The sequence below is a fragment of the Nannocystis pusilla genome, from assembly GCF_020073745.1.
GTDB lineage: Bacteria > Myxococcota_A > Polyangia > Nannocystales > Nannocystaceae > Nannocystis > Nannocystis radixulma.
In genome coordinates this window covers 90,858-106,778 of the sequence record NZ_JAIRAU010000001.1, presented here as the reverse complement: position 1 = coordinate 106,778, position 15,921 = coordinate 90,858, and the positions used below count along the sequence as shown (strand labels likewise).

13 protein-coding genes are annotated in these 15,921 nt (G+C 70.7%); 6 read left to right on the top strand and 7 right to left on the bottom strand.

The features are described from left to right. Positions 1 to 165 precede the first annotated feature (165 nt). On the top strand, positions 166 to 1,101 hold the full coding sequence (locus K7C98_RS00435) for a ribonuclease Z (RefSeq protein ID WP_224189467.1): 936 nt from the start codon (positions 166 to 168) through the stop codon (positions 1,099 to 1,101). A 65-nt stretch (positions 1,102 to 1,166) separates the two neighbouring features. On the opposite strand, the gene K7C98_RS00430 is transcribed toward K7C98_RS00435, so the two are convergent. Further along, on the bottom strand, positions 1,167 to 3,776 hold the full coding sequence (locus tag K7C98_RS00430; protein WP_224189466.1) for a serine/threonine-protein kinase: 2,610 nt from the start codon (positions 3,774 to 3,776) through the stop codon (positions 1,167 to 1,169). A 126-nt stretch (positions 3,777 to 3,902) separates the two neighbouring features. Here K7C98_RS00430 and K7C98_RS00425 point away from each other — a divergent pair, with 126 nt between their 5' ends. From K7C98_RS00425 to K7C98_RS00410, 4 genes are all read left to right on the top strand, one after another. Further along, positions 3,903 to 5,267 carry an acetyl-CoA carboxylase biotin carboxylase subunit gene (locus K7C98_RS00425; RefSeq protein WP_224189465.1) on the top strand — a complete coding sequence of 455 codons (1,365 nt, stop codon included), beginning with the start codon at positions 3,903 to 3,905 and terminating at the stop codon, positions 5,265 to 5,267. 3 nt (positions 5,268 to 5,270) lie between these two features. Continuing rightward, a complete protein-coding gene (locus K7C98_RS00420) occupies positions 5,271 to 7,001 on the top strand; it encodes an acyl-CoA carboxylase subunit beta (RefSeq protein WP_224189464.1) in 1,731 nt (576 codons plus the stop codon). Between the two features lie 2 nt (positions 7,002 to 7,003). After that, on the top strand, positions 7,004 to 7,672 hold the full coding sequence (locus K7C98_RS00415; protein WP_224189463.1) for an acetyl-CoA carboxylase biotin carboxyl carrier protein: 669 nt from the start codon (positions 7,004 to 7,006) through the stop codon (positions 7,670 to 7,672). Positions 7,673 to 7,846: 174 nt separating this feature from the next. Beyond that, positions 7,847 to 9,013: an AI-2E family transporter gene (locus K7C98_RS00410; protein WP_224189462.1), complete on the top strand. Its 1,167-nt coding sequence runs from the start codon at positions 7,847 to 7,849 to the stop codon at positions 9,011 to 9,013. 206 nt (positions 9,014 to 9,219) lie between these two features. Here the strand turns inward: K7C98_RS00410 and K7C98_RS43285 are convergent, their stop codons facing one another. The 5 genes from K7C98_RS43285 to K7C98_RS00390 form a co-directional block, all read right to left on the bottom strand. Further along, positions 9,220 to 9,354, bottom strand: coding sequence for a hypothetical protein (locus tag K7C98_RS43285; RefSeq protein WP_263429130.1), 135 nt, complete (start codon positions 9,352 to 9,354; stop codon positions 9,220 to 9,222). Positions 9,355 to 9,572: 218 nt separating this feature from the next. Further along, positions 9,573 to 10,136, bottom strand: a complete 564-nt coding sequence (locus K7C98_RS00405) for a hypothetical protein (protein ID WP_224189461.1) — start codon at positions 10,134 to 10,136, stop codon at positions 9,573 to 9,575. A gap of 267 nt (positions 10,137 to 10,403) precedes the next feature. After that, positions 10,404 to 11,720 (bottom strand): sensor histidine kinase, encoded by a 1,317-nt coding sequence (locus K7C98_RS00400; protein WP_224189460.1) that lies wholly within the window; start codon positions 11,718 to 11,720, stop codon positions 10,404 to 10,406. A gap of 240 nt (positions 11,721 to 11,960) precedes the next feature. Next, complete coding sequence (locus tag K7C98_RS00395; RefSeq protein WP_224189459.1) at positions 11,961 to 12,245, bottom strand: hypothetical protein; 285 nt, start codon at positions 12,243 to 12,245, stop codon at positions 11,961 to 11,963. Between the two features lie 138 nt (positions 12,246 to 12,383). Further along, entirely contained in the window at positions 12,384 to 13,604 is a 1,221-nt protein-coding gene (locus K7C98_RS00390; RefSeq protein WP_224189458.1) for a hypothetical protein, read from the bottom strand. Between the two features lie 331 nt (positions 13,605 to 13,935). Here K7C98_RS00390 and K7C98_RS00385 point away from each other — a divergent pair, with 331 nt between their 5' ends. Further along, the gene (locus K7C98_RS00385) at positions 13,936 to 14,721 is read left to right on the top strand and encodes an energy transducer TonB (RefSeq protein WP_224189457.1); all 786 of its coding nucleotides are present in this window, start codon (positions 13,936 to 13,938) and stop codon (positions 14,719 to 14,721) included. Positions 14,722 to 14,791: 70 nt separating this feature from the next. Here K7C98_RS00385 and K7C98_RS00380 read toward each other — a convergent pair whose 3' ends face one another. Further along, the gene (locus tag K7C98_RS00380) at positions 14,792 to 15,916 is read right to left on the bottom strand and encodes a gluconolactonase (protein WP_224189456.1); all 1,125 of its coding nucleotides are present in this window, start codon (positions 15,914 to 15,916) and stop codon (positions 14,792 to 14,794) included. Positions 15,917 to 15,921 lie beyond the last annotated feature (5 nt).

The window sequence follows — 15,921 nt, the reverse complement described above, 5'->3', positions numbered from 1 at the left end:
GCGCCCTCCCCGCGTGCGCGCCTCTGAACATCGTATCAGTCCATCCCCGACCCTGCTGTCCGTTCGGACCTGTCTCAAGGGACTTGCCGTCACTGGGACAAACACCGCTCCGCCCGTCCGCTCGCCCCCGCGGCCGACGAGCCTGATCTATGCTCCGCCCCCCTCATGTCCGCCCGCGAGCTCATCGCCCTCGGCACCGCCAGTCAGGTGCCCACGCGCTACCGCAACCACAATGGTTACCTGCTGCGCTGGGACGACCACGGCCTGCTGTTCGACCCCGGCGAAGGCACGCAGCGGCAGATGATCTACGCCGGGGTGACGACCGCCGCGATCACGCGGATCTGCGTGACGCACTTCCACGGCGACCACTGCCTCGGCCTGGCCGGCATCTCCCAGCGGATCTCGCTCGACCGGGTGCAGCACGAGATCGCGGTCCACTACCCCGCGTCCGGCCAGGTGTACTTCGACCGCCTGCGCCACGCCTCGATCTTCCACGACGTCGCTCACATCACGCCGCGGCCGATCCGCACCGCCGGGATCATCTACGAGGACGCCGACCTCACCCTCTCGACCCTGCCGCTCGAGCACGGCGTCGAGGCCTGGGGCTACCGCCTCGAGGAGAAGGCCAAGCGGACCATGCTGCCCGACCGCCTCGCGGCCGCCGGCGTGCGCGGCCCGATGGTGCGCCGCCTCATGACCGAGGGCTCGCTCGAGATCGACGGCCGCACCGTCCGCCTCGAGGACGTCAGCCTGCCGAAGCCGGGCCAGGTGTTCGCGTTCGTCATGGACACGCGCCTGTGCAAGAACGCCTTCGAGCTGGCCCGCGGCGCCGACATGCTGGTCTGCGAGTCGACCTACCTCCACTGCGACGCCGACCTCGCCCACGACCACGGCCACATGACCGCCGTCGAGGCCGCCACCATCGCCCGCGACGCCGGCGTCCGCCGCCTGGTGCTCACCCACTTCTCGCAGCGCTACACCGACACCGAGGCCTTCGTCGCCGAGGCCCGCGCGATCCACCCCGACAGCATCGCCGCCCGCGACTGCGACGTCATCCCCGTCCCGCGCCGCCTCGAACCTGGCGCCGGGGACATGCGCTGAACGACATATCCCACCGTTTATGTCCGCGAGGACATGCCTCGTAGGACACCCTCCCTTGAAGACGATCAGCCGCCGAGCTTGGTCTTGACCTTGGCGATGCGCTGGGCGGCCTTGGCGTCGCCGAGCTCCTGGGCCTTCTCGTACTGCAGCAGCGCGTCGCGGTAGCGGAGCGCGTTGTAGTAGGCGTCGCCGAGCTTGAGCCGGTACGAGCCGTTGTTGGGGGCCACCGCGACCGCCTTCTCGGCGAAGCGTTGCGCCTTGTCGGCCGAACCGCGGTCGAAGTAGATGTCCGACAGGCCGATCAGCGCCTCGGCGTTGCGGCGGTCGTAGCTGATCGCCTGGTTGAACAGCGACTCGGCCTCGTCGCGGCGGCCGGACGCCAGCGCCGTCTTGCCCTGGCCGGCGATCTCGGTCGCCTTCGCCGGGTCGCGCTTCACCGGCGCGTCGGGCAGCTCGTCGTCGCCCGGGTCGTCCTGCTCGCCCTTCTTCTTGCCGCCGCCCTTGCCGGCCTTCGGCGCCTGCTTGGCGGTCGCCTCGGGCGGCGGCTCGACCGGGTCGGGCTCGATCTCCGGCGGGTCTTCCTGCTTCGGCGGCGCCGCCTCCGGTGCCGGCTCCTTGGTCTTCGGCGGCGGCGCGGCCTCGGGCTCGACGTCGACGCCGGCGCCGCGGGCGACCTCGAGGAGCGCCGTCTGGGCCGACAGCGGCGCCTCCGTGCGCGCCTTGGCGATCGCCTTCTTCATGCTCGCCTCGCGCTTGACCTCGTCGGGCTGGATCATCGCCACGGCGATCTCGCCGCTGACCTTCTCGCCGGGGCTCAGGGTGCCGGCCTCGGCGCGCTTGACGTAGTCGGCGATCTCCGCCTGCGAGCGGGCCGCGCGGGTCAGCGCGCGCTCGCTGTGGGGGTCGAACGCCAGCGCCCACGCGTAGTAGTCGCGAGACAGCGCGCGCGTGCCCTCGGTCTCCCAGAACTTGTCGCCGATCGTCAGCAGCTGGTTCGAGAACTCCTTGCGCAGCTCCTCGCCGCGCTCGTCGGCGATGCGCTGGCCGTTGCCCTCGACCGCCTCGAGCTCCTTGACCTTGAGCAGCGCCGTCGGGCCGCCGTCCTCCGGCAGGTTGACGTAGTGGCCGATGCTCGCCGCCTGGCGGGCCGTGCGGCTGAGGCTCTCGATCTGCTCCTGCTCCTCCGGCGTCACTTCCGGCGCGCTGGTCAGCATCAGCACCACCGCCGTCACCACCGCCGCGCCGACGGCCGCGGCCGCCGGCAGCAGCCAGCGGCGCTTGTGCGCCAGCTCGGTCTGTTGCCCGGGCATGCGCGCGAGCAGGCTGGCGCGCCGCTCGGGGTCGATGTCTGGCAGCGGCAGGTCGTCCCACTCGGTGGTGATCCTGGCCGCGATCTGGGCCTCGCACAGCGCCGCCTCGAATTCGGCCATGTTGGCGTAGCGGTCGCCGGGCGACTTGGCGAGGCAGCGCATCACCACGTCCTCGAGCGCCTTCGGGATGTTGCGCTCCGGCTTGATCTGGCTCGGCAGCGGCGGCGCGCGGTTGATGTGCGCCAGCAGCACCTCGGCCAAATTGTCGTCGACGAACGGCGGGTGGCCGACGAGCAGCTCGTACATCACGCAGCCGATCGCGTACATGTCGAGGCGGCCGTCGAATTCGGTGTTGTTGATCTGCTCCGGCGGCATGTAGGCCGGCGTGCCGGCGATCGGGCCGGCGCCGCGGTCGGCCGACAGCATCGCCGACACGCCGAAGTCGACGATCTTCACCATGTCGCGGCGGCCCTCGTGCGTGACGAGGATGATGTTCTCCGGCTTGATGTCGCGGTGGACGATGCCGGCCTTGTGGGCCATGCCGAGGCCCCGGCTCACCTGGCGCAGCACGGCGATGAGGCGTGCGAACTCCAACTCGGTCTCGACCAGGCTCGCCAGGTCGACGCCGCTGAGCAGCTCCATGCAGAAGAACAGGCGCCCGTCGGGCAGCTCGCCGAAGTCGAAGATCTCGACGATGTTCTTCGAGCCGGCGCGGGTGGCCGCGCGGGCCTCGTCGCGGAACACCTGGGCGGTGTCGCTGCGCAGGCTCAGCTCGGCGCGGAGGATCTTCAGGGCGACGCGCCGCTCGATGTCGATGTGCTCGGCTTCATAAACCACGCCCATGCCGCCCTCGCCGAGCCAGCGGAGCAGCTTGTAGCGGGTGCCCGGGATCGGCTTGCCCGCCGTGAGTTTGATCGGCGTGCGCAGCTCGAGGTGCGTATCGGCGTTCGCGATCGTGGGCGGGGTGAACTCGCCGGTGTCACGCTTTCCGCCGGTGTGCGCGCGGATGTCCGGCACCGTGTGGTCGGACGTGACCTGCCGCTCGGCCGTCTGCGCCGCGGCTGCGCCGATGAATTGCCCGGGTTTGGCGACGATCGTGTGCTTCGCCTCGACCACGCGCTTGTCGTCGCGGGTCAGGTCCCGGACGTCGCGCATGGTGTCGTCGTCGTCGTCGTGGGCGACGGCTCTCGGCGGGACCTTCACCGGCGGAGCGGGCCGCGGGGGCGCGACGGCCGGCGGAGGCGGCGAAGGAGCCGTGGCCTGGCGCGTGGCAGCCTGGACCGACGCCGGCAGGCCGATGCCGAAGACCGTACGCCCCTTGTCGTCGCCCTGTCCGCGTCCCTTCTCTGCGCCCTCGTCCGCCATAAGGAGAACCTCGCGGCGATTATAAATGGAAAGCGCGCGCCGAGATCGTCGGCGCGCACGGACCTCGCGCGCGCGCGACGAGCGACGGGGCAGTACCGCGCAAAAGGTGGTAGCCTCGGCGCCTCCATGAGCGCCAAGACCCGCGGCACTCCCGCTGTACCGATGTTTCGCCGGCTGATGGTCGCCAACCGGGGCGAAGTCGCGGTCCGGATCGCCAGGGCTTGTGACCTCCTCGGCATCACGCCGGTGTTTGCCACCTCGACCGCCGACCGTGACGCCGGCTACTTGCAGGGGCGCGAAACCGTCTGCATCGGCCCGGCACGCTCGCCGCAGAGTTACTTGAATATGCAGGCGATCGTCCAGGCGGCGCGCCAGCGCGAGTGCACCGCGCTCCACCCCGGCTGGGGCTTTTTGTCGGAGAACCCGGTCTTCGCGGCCCTGTGCGAGGCCCACGGCGTCACCTTCATCGGCCCGCCCGCCCGCGCCATGCACCTGATGGGCAAGAAGACGCCCGCCAAGGCGGCCATGCGCGCCGCGGGCCTGGCGCTGATCCCCGGCAGCGACGGCATCCTCGACAGCGCCGAGCAGGCCCGCGAGGTCGCCGACCGCGTCGGCTATCCCGTCCTCCTCAAGGCCGAGAGCGGCGGCGGCGGGCGCGGCATGCGGATCGCCCGCGGGCCGGACGAGATCGCCGGCGCCTATACGGACGCCCAGGCCGAGGCGATCGCCGCGTTCGGCGACGGCCGCCTCTACCTCGAGCGCCTGATCGAGGGCGGCCGCCACGTGGAGATCCAGCTCATGGCCGACCGCTACGGCGGCGTCGTCCACCTCGGCGAGCGCGACTGCACCGTCCAGCGCAATCATCAGAAGTTGCTCGAAGAGTCACCGTCGCCGTCGCTCTCGCCCGAGGAGCGCGAGCGCACCCTCGTCGCCGCGGTGCGGGCCGCCGCCAGCATCGGCTACGTCGGCGCCGGCACCATGGAGTTCCTGCTCGATCACGGCACCCTCCGCTTCATGGAGATGAACACCCGCCTGCAGGTCGAGCACAGCGTGAGCGAGGTCCGCAGCGGCCGCGACCTCGTGGTCGAGCAGATCCGCGTCGCCGCCGGTCATCCCCTGTCCTTCGGGCAAGCCGACGTCACCCTCATCGGCCACGCCATCGAGTGCCGGATCAACGCCGAGGACCCGGCCGACAACTTCAAGCCCGCCCCCGGCAGGATCGTCCGCTGGCGCAGCCCGACCGGCGACGGCGTGCGCGTCGACACCCACGTCGACAGCGGCTACGAGGTGCCCCCGCACTACGACAGCCTGCTGTGCAAGGTCATCACCGCGGGCGCCACCCGCGACGAGGCCGCCGACCGCATGATCACCGCCCTCGGCGAGCTGGTGTGCGAGGGCGTGCCGACCACCGTCCCGCTGCACCTGCAGATCCTCCGCTCGCCCGCCTTCCGCTCCAACAACTACGACACCCGCGCGATCCCAGGAACCTGACCGATGGCACATGTCCCTTTGGTCCCGATCGGCACCCCGCGCGAGCAGGCCGCCGACCCCCGCACCTTCGACGAGCAGCGCCAGGCGCTCGGCGACCTCGAGGCCGCGCTCGCCTCGCGCCGCGCCGCCGTCCACGCCGGCTGGGGCGACACCTACGTCGCCCGCGTCCACGCCAAGGGCAAGCTGACCGCGCGCGAGCGCGTCGCCCGGCTCATCGACCCCGGCACGCGGACCTTCGAGGTCGGCACCTTCGTCAACGACGGCCTCGTGTTCGGCGACAAGCTGACCTCGCCGGCGGCGGGGGTGGTCACCGCGTTCTGCCGCGTCGAGGGCCGGTGGTGCATGGTCATCGCCAACGACAACACCGTCGCCTCGGGCTCGTGGTGGCCGCGCACGCCGGAGAAGATCGAGCGGGCGCAGACGATGGCGCTGCGCCTGCGCCTGCCGACGATCTACCTCGTCGATTGCTCCGGCCTGTTCCTGCCCGAGCAGTCGAAGAGCTTCCCCGGGGCGACCGGGGCCGGGCACATCTTCAAGATGAACAGCCTGCTGTCGGCGAACGGCGTGCCGCAGCTGGCCGGCGTGTTCGGCGACTGCATCGCCGGCGGCGGCTACATGCCGATCATCAGCGACCGCGTCTACATGACCGAGCAGGCGTACATGGTGATCGCCGGCGCCGCGCTGATCAAGGGCGCCAAGAGTCAGAAGCTCACCAGCCTCGACATCGGCGGCCCCGAGGTGCACGTGCACCTGAGCGGCTGCGCCGACCGGCGCGTGCCGAACGACGAGGTGCTGATCGACTGCCTGCGCCGCGAGGTCCGCAAGCTGCCGAGCTCGGGCGCCGACTTCTACCGCGGCGACGCCGGGGCGATCGACCCGCTGTTCCCCGCGCACGAGCTGTGCGGCCTCATGCCCGTCGACCACCGCGAGGGCTACGACGCCTATCAAGTGCTCGCGCGCCTGTGCGACCAGAGCCTGTTCTGGGAGCTCATGCCCGACGCCGGCGAGGAGATGATCTGCGGCGTCGGCCGCGTCGGTGGCCTCTACGCCGGCTTCATCATCAACCGCCAGGGCCTCGTCGGCGACCCCGAGCACCCCGGCGCGCGCCGGCCCGGCGGCACCCTGTACCGCGCCGGCATCGCCAAGATCTCCGCCTTCTCGCGCGCGTGCGACAGCGACGGCCTGCCGATCATCTGGCTGCAGGACATCTCCGGCTTCGACATCGGCGTCGAGGCCGAGCGCCAGGGCCTGCTCGCCTACGGCTCGAACCTCATCTACACCAACAGCACCAACACCACGCCGATGTTCACGGTGCTGCTGCGCAAGGCCTCCGGCGCCGGCTACTACGCCATGGCCGGCCTGCCCTACGACCCGGTGGTGCAGCTCTCCACCTGCCTCACGCGCCTGTCGGTGATGGAGGGCCGCACGCTGGCGATCGCCACCTACAACACCAAGCTCGACGACGACTTCGAGATCCTCGCCAAGGACCCCGACGAGCGCCGCGCCATCGAGACCGGCATGCGTTCGGTCGAGCAGCGCATCGAGGCCGACATGGACCCGTACGTCGCGGCGCGGCAGATGGACACCGACGAGATCGTCGGCGTCAGCGAGCTCCGCAGTTACCTTTGCGCGCTCGTCGAGATGAGCTACCAGTATCCTGGTTACCGTCGGGTCAAGAACCCGCGGATCTGGACCATGCACGACCTCGCGGTGCTCACCGGAGGGATCCGCTAGTCATGCCCGTGAAGAACTTCGCCCTCGACGCTCGCCTCACCCCGCCGGTGCTCCGCGCCCGCCTGGCCGCCGGGCCCGACGGGCGCCAGCGGCTGCTCGCGCCGGGCGTCGGCATGTTCCGCAGCGCGCCCGACCCGGGCGCCCTCGTCGGGCCCGACCAGGCGATCGGCGCGCTCGAGATCCTCGGCGTCGTCCATCACGTGCTCGCCCCGGCCGGCGCGGGCGGCCTGGTGATCGCGCCCGCCGAGGCCCCGCGCGGCCCCGTTGCCGCGCGCAGGCCGGTCGGCTTCGACGACCTCCTGCTCACCCTCGACCCCTCGGCCACCCGCGGCGACTCCGCCGCGCAGCAGACCGGCGCGACCGCGGGCGCCACCGTCAGCGGCGCGGTCGTGCTGCGCGCCCCGACGAGCGGTCGCTTCTACGTCCGTTCGGGCCCGGGCAAGCCCGCGTTCATCAGCGTCGGCGCGGTCATCGAGGTCGGCCAGACCGTCGGCCTCATCGAGGTCATGAAGACCTTCAGCCGCGTGCTGTACGGCGGCGACGCGCTGCCCCCCCGCGCCCGGGTTGTCCGGATCTGTCAGACCGATGAATCCGACGTCGCTCAGGGTGACCCGCTCCTCGAGGTCGAGGACGCCGCGAGCGACCAAAATACGAAACCCCACCCGGCATAGCGATAGCGCAGGTGGGGGTCGACTTAGATAGCGTTGAGGGGGGACGGCCTCAGAAGACGGCGGCTCCGCTGACTGCGGACCAGCGAACCCGCGTACTCATAAGGTGCGTCGCAGGCCGATTTGGATGAGAGGCCGATGCATTTTTTTTCCGACCCCGTTTGAAGAGGTTCCTGCTTGGACGAACGACCCGAAGACAAGCGCGAGAAGGTCCGCTGGCTGATCCTGCTGAGCGGAGTCGCGCTCGCCTTCTATCTCTGCTGGCTGATGCTGCAGCCGTTCGTGAAGGTGCTGCTGTGGGGCCTGGTCCTCACCTCGGCCTTCGCCCCGGTGCACGCGAGGATCGAGGCGAAGGTCAAGAGTCCGGACCTCGCGGCGCTCCTGTCCTGCTTCGCGGTGATGCTGACGATCGGCGTCCCGACGGCGCTCATCGGCCTCGCGCTGGTGCGCGAGCTGACGCCGGCGTTCGAGACCCTGCAGGCGATGATCTCGAGCCTGCTCGACCCGCACTCGCCGGTGATCGGCCAGGTGACGACCTGGCTGTCGGAGCGCGGCGTCGACATCGAGGCGGTCAAGCGGCAGGCGATCGAGCAGGCGCAGGCGGCGATGACGGACCTGACCTCGAACTCGATCGGCTACGTGCGCGGGATCCTCGGCGGGATCCTCGGCGTCATCATCGAGGTCTTCTTCGTCTTCTTCACCATGTTCTACCTGTTCCGCGACGGCCAGAAGCTGCACGCCGCCCTCGCGGCCGCGCTGCCGCTGCGCGGGGGGACGATGAACCAGATCTTCGTGCGCGTCCGCGAGGTCATCAGCGCCAGCGTCTACGGCGTGTTCGTGATCGCGGTGCTGCAGGGCACGCTCGGCGGGCTGGCGTTCTGGGTCATCGGCCTGCCGTCCGCGGTGGTCTGGGGCCTGGTGATGACGTTCATGTCGCTGATCCCGCTGGCGGGCGCGTTCGTGGTGTGGGTGCCGGCGGCGATCTACCTGGCGGCCACCGGCTCGTGGGGCGCGGCGATCGGGCTGTCGCTGTGGGGCTCGATCGTGATCGGCCTGGTCGACAACTTCCTGCGCCCCAAGCTGGTCGGCGAGAAGGCCAAGCTGCACGAGCTCTTCATCTTCTTTGCCGTGCTCGGCGGACTGCAGCTGTTCGGCATCGTCGGCCTGTTCCTCGGGCCGGTGATCCTGGCGATCGCGCTGGCGCTGTTCGACGCCTTCCTCCACCCCGACATGTCGCTCAAGGGTGGGCGGCCGACGATCCCCCCGCCGGACCTGCCGCCGGCGCCGCTGCTGCCGCCGCTGCTGCCGCCGAACCGCGGCCCTGCGGGCCAACAGGGTCCTTAAATAGATAACGACCGGCCACGGCGCACTTGGACCCGAACCCTGGAACACCGAGGCCCAGGTGCGCCGTGACCGGTCGAGGACACAGACCGATGACTCGATGAATGAGCGTCGCCCCGGCCTGGAACGGATCACGACTTTTTGCGAACCGCGGCGCGCGTCGTCGCGCCTGCACCGTGACACGTCCGTCGCGAGGCCGTCACATTCGCTCAGACCATCAGGGCCAGGCGCACCACCGCGCTGATGACGCCACCGGCGACGAACAGGCAGCAGAGGTCACTTCTGAGCCTCCGCAGCCGCGCCAGGGCGAGCGGGCCCCGGGGAGAGATTTCTTCGAACAGCATCGGGAAATCTCGATCGCGCGTAACATCCATGACCCCTGGTTGTAACACAGCGAAGGGTCCTCGCAAGATCCATTAGCGCGCATTTTGCGCGCGGAACTGCTCCGAACCTTGTAGACGCAACGAGCGGAGCTGCGGCGGTGGCAGAAGAGCTGCGCGGACCCGCGGCGCGGTTTGCTGCGAGCGCAGCGGCGTCGCGGCCGAGCAGCGCCCTCTGCTGCTCAGGCGAGGTCGTCGAGGTCGTCGTCGTCGTCGCCGCCCAGGCGGGACAGCACGTCGTCGTCGAGCGGGGGTCCCGGGAGTTCGACGGGGAGCGCCACGGGGGCCTCCGCGTCGTCGTCGTCGGCCTCGGCTGTGGCGTCGAGGTCGGCGCTGAGCCGCCGGCTGATCTCCAACTCCGAGGGCTCGGACTCTTCGGACATGTCCTCTAGGTCATCCTCGGCGTCGCCGCCTGATTCACCCTCCGAGTCGGAGCTGCTCGCCGACTCGGCCGCCGTCGCGCCGCCGGCCTCGCCGCTCTCGCCGCTCGCGGCCGCGACCACGGGCGCCGCCTCTTCACGCGGCTTGCGGCCGACAGCCTTCTTCGCGGCCTTCTTCGCGGCCGTCTTCTTCGCGGTCGTCTTCTTCGCGGGGGCGGCCTTCTTCGCGGTCTTCTTGGTGGTCGCCTTCTTCGCGGTCGCCTTCTTCGCCGCGGCCTTTTTGGTCGCCTTCTTGGGCGCGGCCTTCTTCGCGGTCTTCTTGGTCGCGGTCTTCTTCGCTGCCTTCTTCCGATATGACGTAGCCATCGCTCCTCCTCCCCAGGGCCCACTCGCTTGCAGAGCGGTTTTCTGTGACCGCAGCAGTTTGCCATGGAGCGCGGTGACCTTGTCGATCTGGACCAGAGCACGCGGCGACAGGCGACGCGCGCGGCGTCGCTCTCTCGCTGCGTCGCCGCCTCGTCTCACCGCGGATCGTCGCCGGAGCGAGCGACATCTCCGGCGCCCCGGACGACCGCGCCGATCTTCGGCATGGCCCGACACCGCTCGTGCGTGCGGGCGCTCGGCCGGCGACGCTCAGACGGTCCAGGGGTAGACGCCCGAGCGCGTCGGGGTCTCCTCGAGCGACTCGTCTTCGCCGTCCATGCTGCTGGCGGCATCGACCTCGCCGGGCGGCTCGAGGTCGGCCTCGGCGAGGCGCACGGGCAGGCGCACCGTGAAGGTGGTGCCGCGACCGAGCGCGCTCTCGACCTCGACGTCGCCGCGCATCAGCTGGCAGAAGTTGCGGCTGATGGCGAGGCCGAGGCCGGTGCCGCCGTAGCGGCGGGTGGTGGCCGCGCTGCCCTGCGCGAACTCCTGGAAGATGCGCTTGATCTGGCTCGGCGACATGCCGATGCCCGAGTCGGACACGGTGAAGACGAGCTGCTCGCCGTCGTCGTTGGCGGTCCGGTGGGCGGCGAGCGCGACCTCGCCGCTGCTGGTGAACTTGGCGGCGTTGCTGAGCAGGTTGAGGAGGACCTGGCGGACCTTGACGCGGTCGAGGCGGACCGGGCCGAGGGCGTCCTCGCAGCGCGACACGAACGTGTTGCGGTTCTTCTCGATGAGCGGGCGGGCGGTCATCGACACCTCGTCGATGACCTCGCCGAGCTCGAACTCCTCGAGGAAGAGCTCCATCTTGCCGGCCTCGATCTTCGACAGATCGAGCATGTTGTTGATCAGCGACAGCAGGTGCTTGGCGGCCGCCTGGATCTTCTGCATGTCGGGGATGAAGCTCCCCGCCTGGACGACATCGTTGAACTCGTCCTCGAGCAGCTCGCTGTAGCCGATGATGGCGGTCAGCGGCGTGCGCAGCTCGTGGCTCATGTGGGCGATGAAGGCGCTCTTGGCCCGCGACGCGTCGAGCGCCTCCTCGTTGGAGCGGGCCAGGCGACGGGCGCGGCGCTCGAGCGTGTTGCGCTCGAGCTCGAGCCGCTCGGTGTGGGCCGTCTCGAGCGCGAGCGCGAGGTGGTCGGCGATCGCCAGCAGGATGTCGACGTCGTCCTGCGTGAACGGCCCGCGGGTCAGCGGCCGGTCGAGGTAGATGACGCCGAAGAAGCGGTGCCCGAGCAGCAGCGGCGCGGCCAGCATGTGCCGCGGCGGCAGCGGGCTGCCGTCGAGCTGCTCGTTGCCCTCGGCGTCGCCGGACACGGCGAACGGCTCGCGGCTGAGCCGGACGCGCTCGAGCACGGCCGCGCTCGCCAGCGCCAGGTCGGCCTCCTTGCCCTCGGCGTCGCGCGCCGACTTGAGGTGCAGCCGCTCGGTGCTCTCCGAGTAGAAGTACAGGTAAGCCGCGTCGGCACCGACGATCCGGACGATCTCGGGCAACGCGAGCGGCGTGGGCGACTTCCGGATCATGACTCGGAGGGCTAGGAGAGCGTCCTGTAGCTAGAATGGCAGCCTAGACCATCGGCGCGGGCGTATCAACTGTTCGGCGGGAGCGGCCGGTCGGGCCCGCCGGACGGGCCAAGATGGCGCAGATCCGCCCGCGCGCGAGCTCTACGGCTCGTCCGCACGCTCTCGATGTTCACCACGACTACCCAACGTCAGCACGACCACATGGCCCATGCGCCATGCGAAAAACCACCCCGACCGACGCTACGTGTAGCGGAGCGCGCAGCGGGTCTCTTCACCGTCGACGGTGAAGATCAGGCGACAGTCAGGACGCGCGCTCTCGCAGATCGTGCCGCCGATCGAAGACGGACGACCCTCGGGGTCCATCACGGTCTGCACTTCGATGCTGACGCCGAAGGTCTGCTCGAGCGAGCGCACCCACGTCATGTAGTCGTCGGAGCAGTTCGGGTCGCGCGTCAACAAGACACTGCTGCGCTGCGCGATGAGGTTGACCAGATGCGTGTACCGGCGAGGACTGTTAGCGATCACGACACCGACTCCAGGCGTTCCGCCCCACGGACGGAAGACTACTATGGGCCGGAACACCCGATCCATCCATCGACGCAACTCGAGGCCGGAAATCTTTGTAAACCAGATCGCAAAAGTCGGCGCTCGCGCCTCGGGAAGTCAGGGAGTTCCCCTCGATTCGTCGCCCTCGGAGGCGCTGGAGCCGGACGGTTGTCCGTGTGGGACGTTGCGGCAGAACACCCCGCGGTCCCAGATGGTGTTCGACGAGGCGGCGCAGACGACACCGCGGCGCCAGTCGACGGCCAGGCTGCGCACCTGGACCCGTTCCAGGCCCAGCGCCGTCCAGGTCGCGCCGCCGTCGTCGCTGCCCCAAACGCCCTGTCCCCACGACCCGGCGACCACGCGCGCCCCGTCGTCCGGATCGGCGACGATCACCCGGACGTCCGGCGCCGGCGGCGTGCGCCGCTCGAACGACCGTCCGGGCGCGGCGACCTGGAGATCGCTCGACCACAAGCCGCTGTGCCAGGCGTAGCGCCAGCCGCGACCGCCGACGGCCGCGTAGTAGTAGTCGAGACTGTCCTTGGCGGGCCGGGTGAGGTCGACCCACTCGCCCCCCTGGCCCTCGCGTGACCACCACGACGCTCCCAGGGCCACTGCGGTGCCGCCGCCGAGCGCGAGGCTCTCCACCCGGCCGGTCAGGGCCTGCTCCTTCGACCATGTCCCTCGCGCCAGATCGAGACGATGCAGCGCGCCCCCGACGGTCACGAGCAGCTCGTCCGCGCCGACCGCCAGCGCCTTGAACTCGCCGGCCGGGCGGCCCAGCGAGTGCCAGCGACCGGTCGCGGGGTCGCGGCGGTCGAGCCGCGCGGTGCCCTGCGGCGCCGTCCACAGCGCCCCGTCGGGCGCGACGTGGAACTCCCACGCGCGCCCACCGGGCGGCACGCCGAGGTCGCGCCAGTCGTCGCCGCTCCACGCCCACACGCCGCCGCCGCCGTCGTGCACGACGAACCCGTCGACCTGCGAGAAGCGGACGATCGGGTCCGACCAGTTCTCGCTGTCGGCCAGCGGCGCCCACGCGCGATCGATGGGCCAGACGATCAACAACAGCGCCCAGCCGGCCGCGACCCCATGCGAGGCCACCGCCACTCGCACCGCCGCGCGCTGCAGCCATGCGGGCGCCCACTCGAGCAGCTCCGCGAGCGCGCGCGTGTCGAACAACACCCCGAGCGCCGCGCACAACAACGCCGCCCCCGCGAGCCCGCCGCGCAGCGCCCACCACGGACCGACGAGTACGAACACGCCGATGAACACGAGCTGCACGTACATGAAGACGCGGTAGAACACCCGCGCCCCCCGAGCCAACAGGTCGCTCACGCTCACGCGTCGACGATGCCACAGCGCAGCATCCGGGGCCCAGCACGAGTTCGCGGTCGCACACGAGGAGCCACGCGAGGATCTCACCGGCGACCCGCGGCACCTGGCCCGCGACGTCGCTCTTGTTGCTCTGGCCACGGGCGACACCTCGGCCGCGCGCGCGAGGGCGAGCGCGAGCGACCGCCACGGCTGCGCGCGGACGAGGTCGAGACGACCTGTCCCATGGAACAGGAACAGGCACCGGCCGATCCCGCCCGTGCAGTCGCGACCGAACGGTCAGCGTCTGTTCCGAAGCCGGTCCGGTCCGCGCGAGGTCGGGTGCCGTTAATGTGACAACATGTTCGAGCACTATCTGGATCAGCACGCCCCGGACCGCCGTCGTCGTCTGCGTATGTTGGTGGCGGCTCACCTGGCGGCGGCGGCCACGACGGGCGCGATCGGCTTCACCTGGCTCATGGGCAAGCTGCACATCGCTCAGGTCGCCCCGCCGACCGCCAACTTCGTGATGGTGCAGATGTCGCTCGACACCCCGCTGCCGCCGCCTCCGCTGCCGCCCGCGCCGGCGCGCAGCGAGCCGGAGGACCGCCAGGAGCCGGAGGAGCCGGAGCCCGACGACGAGCCGCCGGAGGACGTGACCGAGCTGCTGCCGCCGCCGAAGCCGCGACCGGGCCCGGTCGGCAACGGCCCGCCGACTGCCGTCGGCAAGGCACCGATCGGCGTGCCCGGGGTCGGCGTCGGCATCCCCGGGGTCAACCACATGCCGCTCAACTTCAACACGGGGATCGCCACCGCGCGCCCGCCGAAGCAGGAGCAGCGGGCCCCGGTCCCGCTCTCGGTCGTGCGCGCGCAGTCGGTCTACACCCCGAGCCCCGACCAGGACCGCCTCGCGGCCACCCGCGCCGGCATGTTCGACAAGCGACCCGGCGAGAACGAGACCGCGTTCTGCGTCGACGCCACCGGCCGCACCACCGAGGTCCGCACCGTCAAGGCGTTCCCCGGCGACCCCGGCGTCGACGAGGTCATCCGCTCGACCATCAAGACCTGGCGCTTCCGCCCGTTCATGGTCGAGGGCAAGGCGGTCAAGACCTGCACCTCGCAGGTGTTCCGCATCACCTTTAAATAGAGACATGCCCTTGCGGACATGCCCTTACAAGCATGTCCCTTGAAACATGGCTTAAATCTTAAAAAGATCGTCAGGGCAGGCCGATGGGCGCGCCGTGGATCCCGACGGCGACGCGCCACAGATCGCCGGGGTTGCCCGACAGGTAGATGCTCTCGGGGTCCCAGCCGGGGCCCTGGCCGAACTGCGCGTTGGCGACGCCGCTGTCGAATTCGGCGAGCAGCTCGGGCTGGCCGACGAGCCCGGCGTCGCCGTCGAGGATCCCGCGGAACAGGCGGGCGTTGCCCTGGTCGACGGCGTAGACGTTGCCGCACGCGTCGAGCGCGAGGCCGTCGAGCACGGCGCCCGGGACCGCGAGGACCTCGACGGGCTCGCTGATGGCCTCGCCGAGGTCCTCGACCTCGAGCTTGAGCACCCGGCCCGCGCCGTAGTTGGTGAAGAACAGCAGGCCGCGCGCCTCGTCGAGCACGATCCCGTTGGCGGTCGAGGCCATCGGGCCCTCGTAGACGGTGACCGGGCTCCACCCGTCGAAGCGGACGACCCGGCTGCCGCCGAACTCGGTGAGCCACACGCGGCCGGTCGTGTCGACGTAGAGCCCGTTCGGGCTGTCGAGCCCGCCGACGAGGTCGTTGAGCGTGCCGTCGCCGGCGATGGCCAGCAGGTCGCCCGACTGCGGCAGCGCGACCAGCAGGTCGCCGGAGGTGGTGAAGCGGGTGCCGTAGACCTGCGGCAGGCCGTCGGCGAGCTGCGTCTCCTGCAGGTCGGCGCTGACGATCACGACCGCGTCGTCGCGCTTGAGCGCGAGCCCGCCTGCCCCGTCGAAGCCGAGGTCCTCGCTGCCGTCGTAGCCCTCGCCGACCAGCTCCGGCGCGAACGGCCCGGGCATGATCGTCACGCAGTCGAGGCCGGGCCCGGTGGTCTGCTCGTCCGTCGTGCTCGACGTCGCCGGCTCGGTGGTCGAGCTCGCCGTATCCTCCTCGCCGGTCGAGGTCGCCGTCGTCGTCGGCGGCGCGGTCGGATCTGCGCTCGTGGTCCCGGTGGTCGGTTCGGTCGTCGAGCTCGTGCCGGCCGTCTCGGTCGACGTCGGCCCCGACGTGGCGCCGGTGGTCTCGGTGGTCGAGCCGCCGTCGTCGCCGCAGGCGGGGACGAACAGCAGGGTGGTCAGAGCGATCGTAAGAACAGGTGCGTGCGAGGCCATGGCCC

Excerpts from the sequence above, each read along its gene's own strand:
- K7C98_RS00405 (WP_224189461.1), bottom strand. The coding sequence starts at position 10,136 with ATGGCTACGTCATATCGGAAGAAGGCAGCGAAGAAGACCGCGACCAAG.
- K7C98_RS00420 (WP_224189464.1), top strand. The coding sequence starts at position 5,271 with ATGGCACATGTCCCTTTGGTCCCGATCGGCACCCCGCGCGAGCAGGCC.
- K7C98_RS00380 (WP_224189456.1), bottom strand. The coding sequence starts at position 15,916 with ATGGCCTCGCACGCACCTGTTCTTACGATCGCTCTGACCACCCTGCTG.
- K7C98_RS00430 (WP_224189466.1), bottom strand. The coding sequence starts at position 3,776 with ATGGCGGACGAGGGCGCAGAGAAGGGACGCGGACAGGGCGACGACAAG.
- K7C98_RS00435 (WP_224189467.1), top strand. The coding sequence starts at position 166 with ATGTCCGCCCGCGAGCTCATCGCCCTCGGCACCGCCAGTCAGGTGCCC.
- K7C98_RS43285 (WP_263429130.1), bottom strand. The coding sequence starts at position 9,354 with ATGCTGTTCGAAGAAATCTCTCCCCGGGGCCCGCTCGCCCTGGCGCGG.
- K7C98_RS00400 (WP_224189460.1), bottom strand. The coding sequence starts at position 11,720 with ATGATCCGGAAGTCGCCCACGCCGCTCGCGTTGCCCGAGATCGTCCGG.
- K7C98_RS00415 (WP_224189463.1), top strand. The coding sequence starts at position 7,004 with ATGCCCGTGAAGAACTTCGCCCTCGACGCTCGCCTCACCCCGCCGGTG.
- K7C98_RS00425 (WP_224189465.1), top strand. The coding sequence starts at position 3,903 with ATGAGCGCCAAGACCCGCGGCACTCCCGCTGTACCGATGTTTCGCCGG.
- K7C98_RS00385 (WP_224189457.1), top strand. The coding sequence starts at position 13,936 with ATGTTCGAGCACTATCTGGATCAGCACGCCCCGGACCGCCGTCGTCGT.